The sequence below is a fragment of the Methylobacterium sp. E-012 genome, assembly GCF_057836545.1.
In genome coordinates this window covers 1189028-1200988 of record NZ_JBYQEY010000001.1, presented here as the reverse complement: position 1 = coordinate 1200988, position 11961 = coordinate 1189028, and the positions used below count along the sequence as shown (strand labels likewise).

Genomic DNA, 11961 nt, shown 5'->3' with positions numbered 1-11961 from the left:
ATGTCTCCAACTGGCCGAAAACTGCCAGTCCGCTTCGGGAAATGCATGTTGGAGAAGCTGACATGCATTTCCCGAAGAGGTGTTGCAGTCACGTGGTTGAAACATGTCAGATTGCACTGAACAGGATCGAGCACCAGCTACCTACTTCACCTTCCTTCCAGGAGGTGGGGCAGGATCATATGTTCTCATACAGCGATGAAGGACGTCGAGCCTGTACTTTTCTGCCCGCTCGCGGTGGGTGACCGGCAGGAAATTGGCCACTCCTTCGATGAAGCTATCCGCCGCTTCGTCGCCGGTCAGTGGGTAGTGCGTATCACCGGTCCAATGCACCAACACGACGTCCCCGCCATTGACGAGGCTGCCGCGCACACGCTCGACCAAGCGCGCCACGTCATCCAGGTCGAGGTAGTATACGACCTCCGAGAGCAGGATCAGGTCGAACGAGCCTGCCGGCCATTGGCCGGGGACCTGCCCGAGTTCGAAGTGGACGTGGTCGAGGTCGCGGCAGCGTTCCCGCGCTTGTGCGAGCGCCAGCTCGGTGAGATCGAGACTGATGAGCGCGTCGCACCGACTAGCGAGCTGCCGCGTAAGTACGCCGATGGAGCAGCCGATCTCTAGGACGCTAACGTAGCTGTCCCGCGGAAGGGCGGCGAGCGTCGCGGCGTACTTCCCACGCTCATAGTCGCTCGTTTGAAACTGCCAGGGGTCTGGGTCGGCGGCGTAGCGTTCGTCGAAATAGCTGGGTGGCAACGTGCCGGCGTATCGGGTCAAAGGATGCCTCCCAGCGTGAACAGGTCACTGGCCGTTCCGTCGGCCGTCAGGATCTCGGCCGCCGCCGTGGTGAGGGCCCGGTCCGGCGCGGGTTGCCGCAGGTAGGTGGCGAGGTCGCGTGAGAGCCGCTCAAGGGGATGTTCGCGCAGGAAGCCCTGCAGGCCGACCGAGCGTTGAGCGAGCTGCAGAACGTCGAGACCGGCTTTCTCCACCGCGAGCCGGGCCAGGTTGACGAAGGCGACGATGCGCTCGGGCGCAAGTTCGTCCTCGGCGACGGTCAAAGCGGCACGCTCGACCCATTGCCGGGCGCCCTCGACCGCGATGGCGCCCTCGCCGAGGCGCGCGAGCTGGTGTGGGTCGCCGCCGCGGCCCGTCGCGGAGAGGTGCCCTCGCCAAGCGTCGAACACCGCCTCGATGCCGCCGAGCTGCACCGCAGCGAACCGCCACGCGCCGCCCGAGAAGGTCGGCTGGCGGTGGTAGTCGTCCCACCCGCCCAGGATCTTGTCATCGCTCACGGCGATGTCCTCGAAATCGACGGTGCCGGTCGCGGACGCACGCATGCCGTGGGCATGCCATCCCGAGAGATCGGCGCGACTGCCGGCCTTCAGCGGCACAACCAGCATCAACGGCGAGGCGCCGGGCTCGCGCTTGACTGTTACTAGGGCGCGGGTGACGAAGCCGGCGCCTGACGCGAAGGTCTTCACGCCGCGAAGCCGGCAATCTTCCCCCAGTCGTAGGCAATTGCCGGGCAAGTCCGTGTTCCAGACCCCAAACAGGTGGCCGTCAAGGGCGTCGGCGAAGAGCCGCGCGCGCTGGCATTCATCGCCGTACCGGGCGACGAGCTGGAGCGCATTGACGTGTCCCTCGTAGAGCCGCCCCAGCGCAAGGCTGCCGTAACCGACGAGGCGCAGCACCGCCGCGAGCTGGCACGTGCCCAGTTCCTCGCCCAGGCCGACGCCACCGTCGTCGGAAGGTATCGGCGCGGCGAGCAGGCCCAGGCGGGCGAGGTCAGCGATGTCCTCGACCGGGAAGCCTTCGTCTTGGTCCTGTTCACCTGCGCGCCCGGTCGCGGTGACAGCCACCTGCCTGGCGGCCGCGACGGGGTCGTAGGCCAGGTTTGCTGGGGTGATCTGGTCCATGCGCCTTCCTCCCATTAGGCCGCAGTCGCGGCGATGTCCTTGACCGTGCGGCCGGTCAGGACCGAGCGCGGCTGCTCCTCCAAGATATCCGGATCGCTCCGCTCGCGTGCGGCGGCGCCGTGCGATTTCACCAGCAGCCAGGAAACATGCCCCTCGCAGAGCCGAGATTTCATGCGCTCAAGACACCAGCGGCCGATTAGCTTTTCCCCCTGCAGAATTAAGGCAGCCGACCCCGTTGCGAGGGCTGCGGCGCAGTCGCCGTCCGGCTCCCCGGTCGCACGGTCCCAGAGCAGCATGAGGACGGCCCCGTGGTGACCCATTGCGATCACACCCTCAAAATCACCATCGTCCAGGGCAAGATCCTCGACCGCGACGGTGAGGCGGTGTTCGCCCGCGACGAGGCTCGGGCCGCGCGTAATCGCCCAACCCTTCACAGCAACGCCGATCTCCAGCCGGAAATCATGATGCAACCGGCGTGCAGCGTGGTTCTGGACGCAGTAGACCAGGGGCTTAAGCATGGCCCGCCCGCTCCGCCGAAGATTGGGCGGCGCCCTCCACCGCTACAGACTTCGACATGTGCAAGCGGCTGAAGACTTGGCGCCCGGAGCGGAGCAGGTTCAGGACGGCGCGGGCGCGCCGAATCTGTCGGGGGAGTTCGGCAGGCCGCAGCGGGCGATATATGAGCATGGGGCTTGCCGCTTCCGTCGCAGCGAGAACGGCGCCCAGCGTGGCGAGGTCAGCAATCGTCGCCGCCACATCTCCCCGGATGCCGAGCCATGGGGCCCAGAGCGCCGTGCGACCGAGGCGTCCCGAGGCCCGTAACTGACCCATCCGGCGACGCCAGGCGAACCGGAACAAAGCCCGCGGCAGCGGCTCCAGGCGCGGATCGCACGGGCTCTCGGGCACCTCGCAGCGCAGCTTCATCGTGTCGGCAGCCCCGCCGGGCGCGCGCCCATCGAGCCGTCCGGAAGTCACCACGAGGATTTCTGGGTCGTGACGGACCCGCGCATCGCTCGACAGCAGGGAGGAGACGAAGGCCTTGTCCTCGCCGACCGCGAGCGGCGGCATGCCGCCGACATGCCGATAGGTGGCTAAGCGGACGGCGAGGGTCGCGCCCGAGGTCGTCCAGTGCCGCGGCCAGGGATCGTGCGCGACCAGATTGATCCGTGCTTCGAGCTCCGTGAGCAGCGCCTCGTAGGCGCCCTCCAGCGCACCGCGCGCGTGCAAGGATGCGGGTAGGCGCGCGGCATCCGCCTCGTCGAGGGCAATCCGGCCGGCCACGGCATCGACACCCTCCGTGATGGCGGCGAGGTTGCGGGCGACCCAATCGTCCGGGACCCGACTATCCGCGTCGGTCGTGAGGATGACGCCGTCCGGCGTACCGCTCTCCTCCAACCACGCGGCAGCGGCCTCCATGGCCTCCCGCCGTGCCCATCCCGCATTCGCCTCGGCATACGCTCGCTCGATTATTCGAACCGGGCGACTCACCGACGTGCGCAGGGCTGCGACCACATGGGCGGTGCCATCCGTGCAGTTGTTCAGGAACAGCAGGACGCCAAGCCCGCTTCCCCCAAGATCTTTCTGACCGTCGAGAGCGCGCAGGCAATGTCCGATGCGTTCGGCTTCATTGAAGACTGGAACGGCGACCACCGCTCTGAGGGCCTGGTTCGGCATTCCTTGATCGACAAGTGAAACCACAACTTCTTGCTCGGTCAGCACGAATATCTCCGGCGAGCCGGGTTATGCGCCGGCACCACGCAAACCTGCCGCGCGGCACTCCTGTTCTGGGGCCGAGCCAGTTTTTATCCGGCGACGTTGCCGCACCTGACACGGATCACATGCAGCCAGCTTTTAACCTCGGTGCTCTAAATTTCGCCCTAGCCGGCGCACGCGAAGGTTTTGGGCCCTTCCTCGGCGTGTACCTGCAGAAGCAGGGCTTCGACCCCGCCGCCACTGGCTTCGCCATGGGTCTCGCCGGCTTCGCGGGTCTGCTCGCAACGACGCCGGTCGGGGCGCTGATCGACCGAATCACGTACAAGCGGGCGGCCCTTGCAGCCGCCGTCCTCGCCATCGCCCTGGGCGCCGTCGCCCTGATCGCCACCGACAGCCTATGGCTGATCGGCCTGTCGCAGTTGGTCATCGGTGTCGCCGACACCAGCATCGCGCCCCTCGTCGCGGCGATCACGCTAGGCATTGTCGGACAGAAAGCTTACGGCCACCGGGTCTCGCGCAACGAAGCGTACAACCACGCCGGCAACGCCGCGAACGCCGCATTGTCGGGCGTGCTCGGCTACACCCTTGGGCTCGGCTACGTCTCCATCGCCATTGTGGTGATGGCGGTCGCCTCGTGTGGGGTGCTGCTGACGGTAGACCAGAGCAGCATCGACCATGGCACGGCGCGCGGCGGTGAGCAGGACGAGCGATCGACGCTGCGCGTGCTTTTCGAGACGAAGCCGCTCCTGATCCTGGCGGCCACCGTGTTCGCATATCAAACCGCCAACGGCGCCATGTTGCCGTTCCTGGCGCAGGCACGCACCGCGGCGGGCGCCGATCCGAGCCTGACCACCGGCGTGATGACCGTCGTCTCGCAGGTCACGATGGTTGGGGCTGCGCTGCTCGCCGCGCGCGTCGCGAAGGGGCGTGGGCACGCCGGCGTACTCACCATCGCCCTGGGGCTTGTCGTGGTTCGCGGCATCTTCGCGGCGTTCGCCACTTCCTGGCTGCTGGTCATCCCGGTGCAGGTGCTGGAAGGCTTGGCGATGGGCCTGGGCGGCGTTGCTATTCCGGCTCTCGTGGCCGAGATGATGGAGGGCTCCGGTCACGCCACAGCCGGCCTTGGCGGCGTCATGACCGCCTACGGTGCGGGCGCGACCGTGAGCCCGTTGCTCGCCGGCCTCGTCGCGCAGTACTTCGGCTTCGCGGCCTCATTCTTTTCCCTGGCAGCCGTCGCGGGCATCGGCTTGGCCGTGTGGACGGTAGGCCGCCGCCTCCTGGGCACGAGCGCTCCCCCGGGGCACACTGGCGAGGCGTCTGCCGAGCCGGTGTGACGGCTCGGAGCATGCATCATGGTTGTTCGAACGGGAGCGAAGGCTTGGGCTAGCGTCCTGACGAGCTCCTTCCCTGCCTTCGTGCTGCTTCAGGGCTCGCTCTACGCCGCCTATGGGACGGAATCGCCGTTCCTTCCGAGCTTCCTCGGCGAGCGCGGCCTGATACCGGGGGAGATCGGTGCCGTGCTCGCGGCGGGCACGTTGATGCGCCTCGCCGCGGCACCCGTCGCGGGTCACCTCGCCGACCGTTACGACGCGACCCGGGCCGTACTCGGTGTTGCCGCGGCCGCGGCTGGGCTAATCTCCTTCGTTTACCTCACAGGATATGGCTTCTGGCCGTTGCTGGCGGTCAGCGTGCTGCACGCGAGCGCTATCGCGGCTCTAGCGCCGCTCGCTGACGCGCTCGCGCTCACCGCCGCCGAGCGGGAGGGCACGTTCTCCTACGGCTGGGTCCGGGGTGCCGGCTCGGCGGCCTTCGTGTTCGGAACCCTAGTGTCCGGCCTGCTCGTCGCCAAAGCCGGCTTGGCGAGCATCATCGTGTCGAGCGGCATCCTGTTCCTCGCTATGGCGGTCGCAACGAGCCGCGTTCCAGCTGCCCATCCACAAGAGGAGCGGCCGAGCCTCGGCCTCGGTGGCATCCGTGAGCTTCTCGCCTCAGCGTCGTTCCGCCGGATGCTCCTCGTGGCGGCCCTGGTCATCGGCAGCCATGCCCTGAACGACGGCTTCGCGGTGATCCGCTGGCGCGAGGCGGGCATCGGACCCGGCACGATCAGCCTGCTCTGGTCGGAGGCGGTCGCATCCGAGGTGCTCGTGTTCGTATTCGCCGGTCCCTGGCTGCTGGCGCGCCTAGGCGTTGCGCGAGCCACGCTGATGGCTGCTGGGCTTGGCGTGCTACGGTGGTCGGCCATGGCGACCACGGCTGCGGTCCCTGTGCTGGCGTTCGTTCAGCCGCTGCACGGGCTGACCTTCGCGCTGCTGCACCTCGCCAACATGCGCCTGATCGCCTCGGTCGTCCCAGAGCGCCTCGCAGCAACCGCGCAGACGCTCTACGGCACGCTGGGCCTCGGCTTGGCCTCGGCCGTTCTGACTGCGACGGCCGGCTTCCTCTACGGCGCGTTCGGAGCCGGCGCGTTCTGGGCCATGGCGGCGCTATGCGCTCTGGCGCTGCCGCTCGCCTCCGGCCTGACCCAACGCGATGGTTCAGAACTCTCGCTAGACGTTGCGTCGCGCTTTCCCCCTGGTCGTGGAGGTTACAGAGATTGAAGCGGAAGAGATATGAGTTCTCTACGCGAACAGTTGTCACACGGGGGTACCCGGAACAACGATCAGTGAATCCCCTTCCCTCAGGCTTGAGAGTCTGGAGTACGAATGTCCAAATCCCTAAAAATCGCAGCCGCCGCCACGTTGCTCACGCTATCAGCAAGCCTTGCTGTTGCAGCGCCTTGCAATGTTGGCACGACGACAAATGCGGCTACTGGCAAAGACACCAGCTCGAATGTCGATGGCGGCACGACTGCCAAGGTGACCCCCGGCGCCAAGAGCGAGTCTCCCGGCACGATTGGCGCGATGAACAACGTCGGCGCGGCGACGAAAGATGACGGTTCGAAAAAGGCCCCTGAGGGTCAGCCCGTAAAGCCCGGCGCCGACAATTGTTGAGCCTGCACCAACCCTTTTTCGTTCAGACAAGGATGAAGGTATGAGCAACGTAAAGCGGGCGATGGACACCTACCTGAATGGGCTGCGCAACCAGCACGCGGTTGAGACCCAAGCGATCGGTACAATCCAGAACGAGCTGCCTCGAATGGAGGCGTACCCAGATCTGCACCTGAAGATGAAGGCTGACCATGAACGGTCGGTCACGCAGGCTGCGCGGCTCGACGATCTGCTTGAAAAGCACGGATCGAAGAAGTCGTTGCTCAAGGAGGCGGTTACGGGCGCGATCGCCACGGTGGCGGGGTTCACTCATGCCGGCGCAGGCGACGAGGTATTGAAGAACGTCCTCGCGGCTATCGGCTTCAAGGCCTACGAGATCAGTTCTTACAAGGTGTTACTCACACTTGCCGAGGCGGCTGGCGCCGGCGATGACAAGTCGACGCTCGAACAGTCAATGAAGGAGGAGCAGGAGATGGGCGATTGGCTCGGGAGCAATTTGCCCAGCATCGTTCATGCCTATCTTGAGCGGAAATCCGCGTAGCTCGGTTACACGCACACCCGCCAGCCCGTGATCAGATCGAGCGGCGGGACCGAGCAGGGCGCAAGAGAAATGGCTCGGATGAACGTAGAGCCGAACAGCCGGTTTTGCAGGACTTAACGATCTGGTGCTGCGTAGTCTGGCCGAAAGCGGCCTGTCTGGTTTTAGTAGTCCGATGTTCTAAGGCAGACATCGAAGCGGCCAGGCACTGATGCAGTCATCTGTCGTTGATGGTGCGTGCCCCGCTGCTCAATCGCGTCCGCTCCCGGTTGAGCGCGTGGCAGTGGGTCCATCCTGATCATCTGTTCAGGTTTGGGGGCTCTCCACAATCCCGGTGGCCGTCGGTAGCATGACCGTCATCGTCAGAGGGGTGGTCGGTTCAGTTCTGCGTGCCCGGAAAAATCCTACCTACCCGTTCGTCGCCGCCAGCCGGTCTCTCTCCGCAGCTGCTGGCGGATTCGTCGGCCACCGCCTTCAGGTGGCTCAAGACCCTCTGAAACTCCGAGGCGCCTTTAACCGGCGCTCAACTACAGCTTGATTTCAATTAGATTGCTGACCAAACGGTAGGCATTCCCGCGCTACGACGCGATTAGACGAACACGCGTCGTCGTTGCGACCGAGCTGGCCATGACCCGCGTCCTCTCCTGCGTCGCTCATCAGCACGACCTGCGCCTCGTCGCACTCTCCGCAATCATTTGCGCGCTCGGATGCTTCGCAACCGTTAATCTGATGACACGTGTCGATGCCCGGGGGCGCCCGCCATTGCGCGCCCTGCTGGCGGCTGCGACCCTGTTCGGCGGCAGCGTCTGGTCGCTGCACTTCGTCGCCATGCTAGCGTTCCGGCCCGGGGCGCAGGTCGCCTACGACGTCAACCTCACCGCCGCATCGATCGTCGTGGCTATCGCAGGCTCGCTCGCCGCTCTTTGTCTGTGGCGGCGATTGTCCGCCGCCCCGCTCGGTGTCGCCCTGGCTGGCACCGTACTTGGTCTGGCGATCACCGGTATGCACTATCTCGGCGTCGGCGCGATGACCGCCTCCAGCCTCGTGCTGTTCGACCCCGCCTACGTCGCCGCTTCGATCCTGGTCAGCATCCCGCTCTCCATCCTGGCTCTGTCACGGGCTGGCGCACTGACGAATTTCGGCCGCCGCACCGAGGTCACCGGTTGGCTCGCGCTTGCGATCTGCGGCCTGCACTTCACCGGCATGACCGCCGTCACGGTCGCGCCGATGGCGCCGCGAGCGGGTGAGAGCTACGTGCTCGGCTCGACCCCGCTCGCCCTGACGGTCGCTGCCGTCAGCCTCGCCGTGCTGATCGCCGGCGTGGTCGCCCTGGCCCTACAGCAGCACCTGTCGCAGCGTGCTCTGCGCGAACTCGACCGCATGCGCCTGCTCAGCAACCTCGCGCACGAGGTGCTGTTCATCCATCGCGACGGGGTCATGCTGGAGATCAATCAAGCCGGCACACGCTTGTTCGCGGCACCGGCCGAGCAGATCATCGGCAAACCACTTCTAAACCTGTTCGCGGAGAGCGATGCTCCAGGGCTGCTCCGGCGCTCGCGCTGCCGGCCCGAAGAGTTGCGACCGGAGGAGTTCGAGGCTCGCACTGCTGCCGGCACCCATGTCCCGGTCGAGTTATCCTGCCGCACCATCGAGTTCGGCGGCAAGCCGGCCACCGCCGTCGCCCTGCGCGACCTCAGCGACCGCAAGCGCGACGAAGCGCGTATCCGTCACCTCGCCTTACACGACGCTCTGACCGATCTGCCCAACCGCTATCTGCTGGGGCAGCGCCTCGGCCCGGCGATCGAGGCCGCCGCCCTGGACGGGACCGGCGTCGCTGTCATCTACCTCGACCTCGATCGGTTCAAGGCGGTCAACGACCTGCACGGCCACGCCGCCGGCGACGCGCTCCTCGTCCATGTGGCCAAGCGCATACTGACCGAGCTGCGCCCGACCGACACGTTGGCCCGGGTCGGCGGCGACGAGTTCGTGGTGGTGCTGACCGGCACGCGCGCGCCCGAGCGGGTGGCGGATATCGCCAGTCGCCTCGTCGAGGGTCTGCGTCGCCCCTTCCTGATCGATGACCGTCGCGTCGAGATCGGCGCCTCCGCCGGCGTCGCCCTCTACCCCGGGGACGGCAGCACGGCCGAGACGCTGATGCGCGCGGCCGATACCGCCCTGTACCGCGTCAAGGACGAGGCCCGGGGTGCGGTGCGCTTCTTTGAGGCGGCGATGGATGCCCAGCTGCAGGCACGTCAGCTGCTCGAACACGAGCTCGGCGGGGCGATCGATCGCGACGAGCTGCGGCTGTTCTACCAGCCGATCGTCAACGCTCGTACAGGCGAGATCGAGACCTTCGAGGCCCTGATCCGCTGGCAGCATCCGGAGCGCGGCTTCGTCTCACCGGCCGAGTTTATCCCGGTGGCGGAGCAGACGGAGCTGATCGGGCGGATCGGCGCGTGGGTGATCGACACCGCCTGCGCGGCGGCGGCGGCTTGGCCGCAGCCATGGCGAGTGTCGGTCAACGTCTCGCCGACCCAGTTCCGGCAAACCGACGTCCCGGCGCTGGTCGCGGCGGCCCTGGCACAGCATGGCCTCCAACCCGCACGGTTGGTGATCGAGATCACTGAGAGCGTGTTCATCCAGGATGCATCCGCGGCGGTCGCGGTCCTAGGGCGACTGCGCGGCCTGGGCGTCCGCCTAGCACTCGACGATTTCGGCACCGGGTACTCGTCGCTGAGTTACCTGCAGCAGTTCCGGTTCGACAAGATCAAGGTCGATCAGTCGTTCGTGCGCCGGCTTGGCCAACACGCAGACACGTTGGCAATCGTCCGGGCGATCGTAAACCTTGGGCACAACCTCGGCCTGCAAGTCACGGTCGAGGGGGTCGAGACCGTCGAGCAGCTTGCGATCCTACGCGAGTTGCACTGCGAGCAGATGCAGGGCTACCTGTTCGCGCGACCGATGGCGACGCTGGGCGTATCGGAACTGGATCGGGCTCGATTAAGGGCTTTGTTCGCCGAGCCGTCGATGCGGGCCATGGCCTGAGCTGACCAGACCTCTAACGCCCGGTGTTTGATCCCGTAATGCGGTGGTACGGTTGACTACCATGCAGCGAGGGCTGTGCATTGGATGGATTCTTCATGGAAGCGCCACCACGGCGGAGGCAGTCCGTCGTGCCATCGAACTACGTTAGGAGAGCGAAAGAGCGCTGGTGAAGCGCTACGTAGTGAGCCCAACGCCGGTTCAGAAATGGCGCAAGCGGGCGAGCACAGCGGATGGGCGGATGAGCCCCAAGGAACCGCGCCCCACCGTGCTCACAGTTGAGGCGGCGATCATCGTCGTCTCTCGACGTCACACTTCTCCCGCTCGACGACTGCCTCTACGGTCTGCAGCCGACGATCCCGCTCCTGACCCGATCGTCGAGGCTTCGCTTTCTGGAGCGGCACGGCGTCAGCCGACCGCCCGAGATTGACGGCCTTAAACCAAGGAACAGCGCCTCGGAGATAGTTCTTTCGGTTATGTGCAGATCGACGTCGCCGAGGTGTGCACACCTAGGGTCCGCTCAGGCTAATGGTGACCAATGACCGAACCAGCAAGTTTGCCTTCCCGCGAACCTTTCAAAGCGCAAGCAAGATGGAAGCCGTCAAGTTCCTGCGCGACTTCATCGAAGCTGCCGCCTACCACATCCATACTGTGCTCACAGATAAGGGTGTTCAGATCACGTCACGCCCGCAGGACATTTACGATAGCCACAACATCTTCGACCGTGTCTGCGTCGAGCATGGCATCGAACACCGTCTGATCAACGTTAACCATCCTTTAACCAATGGGCAAGTCGAGCGAATGAAACAAACGATCAAGGACGCCTCGGTCAAGCGCTACCATTACGATAGACATCCTTAGCATCGAACGCATCTGCATCTGCTCCTGGATGCTTGGTACCATGCTCGTAGTCTCAAGACCCCGCGCGGCTTGACACACAACGAGTTCATCCTGAACATCTGGGCGAAAAAGCCCAATCGCTTCGCAATCAACCCGTCACACCGCAACATGGGAACATACACCTAAAAACGGTAAGTCAAGCCCGAGTGTAGCACGACCGGATCCAGGCTCACGTTAGAACGGACAGGTACACCAAAGAGGTAGCCCTTGGTGTTGGTCGCGAGGAACCCCTTCTTGACGTCGAAGAAGACACCCCAGTGCGAGTCCAGCATGAGATCGAAGCCCGCCTGGATCACGGGTCCGACTGCATCGTCGGTTCGATAGCGACGCAGAAGACGATCCTCGTCGCCGAACACGATCAGGGCGGCGAGACCTGCTCCCACGTAGGGCTGGAATGCGCCGAGGCCGAAGAAGTGGTAGTGCACCGTTGCCGCGGCCGGACCACCCTCGGTTTTTCCGACAGGGCCAAGGCCGGCCAAGGTGCCGGCGGCTTCGACTTTCGAGATTGGTGGAACACCGCCGCTAACCGATACGGCAATTGCGGGGGCTACGAAATATCCCGCTTCGATCGCAAAGGTCGCGCGATCGTCGATCCTTACCGTGCCTCCCGCGACAGGTGTGCCGGCCAGATTAATGCGTGCTTTGGGATCGTTGAAGATTCCGCCGACCCCGACATGGACATAGAAGGACGGTAGCCAGCTCATTGGTACGACTTGTGGCGGCGGCGAGGCGAGATCCGCCGCCGCCGCAGCCGTAGCGACTGCTGTGAACACCAGGCTAGCTGCGAGCGCCCCGTTTTGCATCACACCCTCTCACCGTAGGTGAGAAACCTGCCACACTCAATCTTTCGATGCGTTTAATTCCGTGCTTC

At 65.2% G+C, this 11961-nt stretch carries 10 protein-coding genes and 1 pseudogene; 6 read left to right on the top strand and 5 right to left on the bottom strand.

Annotation, left to right across the window (positions count from 1 at the left end; all coding sequences use genetic code 11):
* Positions 1-141: 141 nt before the first annotated feature.
* The 4 genes from AC3IF1_RS05680 to AC3IF1_RS05665 are packed head-to-tail and all read right to left on the bottom strand — an operon-like array spanning position 142 to position 3629.
* Entirely contained in the window at positions 142-771 is a 630-nt protein-coding gene (locus AC3IF1_RS05680; protein WP_243969359.1) for a class I SAM-dependent DNA methyltransferase, read from the bottom strand.
* Positions 768-1910 (bottom strand): acyl-CoA dehydrogenase family protein, encoded by a 1143-nt coding sequence (locus tag AC3IF1_RS05675; protein WP_243969357.1) that lies wholly within the window; start codon positions 1908-1910, stop codon positions 768-770. Before AC3IF1_RS05675 ends, AC3IF1_RS05680 begins: the two co-directional genes overlap by 4 nt.
* 14 nt (positions 1911-1924) lie before the next feature.
* Positions 1925-2428: a DNA polymerase ligase N-terminal domain-containing protein gene (locus AC3IF1_RS05670; protein WP_489216435.1), complete on the bottom strand. Its 504-nt coding sequence runs from the start codon at positions 2426-2428 to the stop codon at positions 1925-1927.
* Positions 2421-3629, bottom strand: coding sequence for a glycosyltransferase family 2 protein (locus tag AC3IF1_RS05665; protein ID WP_243969354.1), 1209 nt, complete (start codon positions 3627-3629; stop codon positions 2421-2423). The genes AC3IF1_RS05670 and AC3IF1_RS05665 overlap by 8 nt, the downstream gene beginning before the upstream one ends.
* Before the next feature lie 23 nt (positions 3630-3652).
* On the opposite strand from AC3IF1_RS05665, the gene AC3IF1_RS05660 reads away from it, so the two are divergent.
* The 6 genes and pseudogenes from AC3IF1_RS05660 to AC3IF1_RS05635 all read left to right on the top strand — a co-directional run bounded on the left by AC3IF1_RS05660 (position 3653) and on the right by AC3IF1_RS05635 (position 11216).
* Complete coding sequence (locus AC3IF1_RS05660; RefSeq protein ID WP_243969352.1) at positions 3653-4957, top strand: MFS transporter; 1305 nt, start codon at positions 3653-3655, stop codon at positions 4955-4957.
* An 18-nt stretch (positions 4958-4975) separates the two neighbouring features.
* On the top strand, positions 4976-6220 hold the full coding sequence (locus AC3IF1_RS05655) for an MFS transporter (RefSeq protein WP_243969350.1): 1245 nt from the start codon (positions 4976-4978) through the stop codon (positions 6218-6220).
* Between the two features lie 105 nt (positions 6221-6325).
* Positions 6326-6613: a hypothetical protein gene (locus tag AC3IF1_RS05650; RefSeq protein WP_243969348.1), complete on the top strand. Its 288-nt coding sequence runs from the start codon at positions 6326-6328 to the stop codon at positions 6611-6613.
* 40 nt (positions 6614-6653) lie between these two features.
* Positions 6654-7151, top strand: coding sequence for a DUF892 family protein (locus AC3IF1_RS05645; RefSeq protein WP_243969346.1), 498 nt, complete (start codon positions 6654-6656; stop codon positions 7149-7151).
* A gap of 624 nt (positions 7152-7775) precedes the next feature.
* Positions 7776-10193 (top strand): bifunctional diguanylate cyclase/phosphodiesterase, encoded by a 2418-nt coding sequence (locus AC3IF1_RS05640; RefSeq protein WP_489216431.1) that lies wholly within the window; start codon positions 7776-7778, stop codon positions 10191-10193.
* Between the two features lie 79 nt (positions 10194-10272).
* Positions 10273-11216 (top strand): annotated as a pseudogene (locus AC3IF1_RS05635) (transposase family protein).
* Here AC3IF1_RS05635 and AC3IF1_RS05630 read toward each other — a convergent pair.
* Positions 11213-11893: an OmpW/AlkL family protein gene (locus tag AC3IF1_RS05630; RefSeq protein ID WP_489216429.1), complete on the bottom strand. Its 681-nt coding sequence runs from the start codon at positions 11891-11893 to the stop codon at positions 11213-11215. The pseudogene AC3IF1_RS05635 and the gene AC3IF1_RS05630 overlap by 4 nt on opposite strands.
* Positions 11894-11961: the final 68 nt, after the last annotated feature.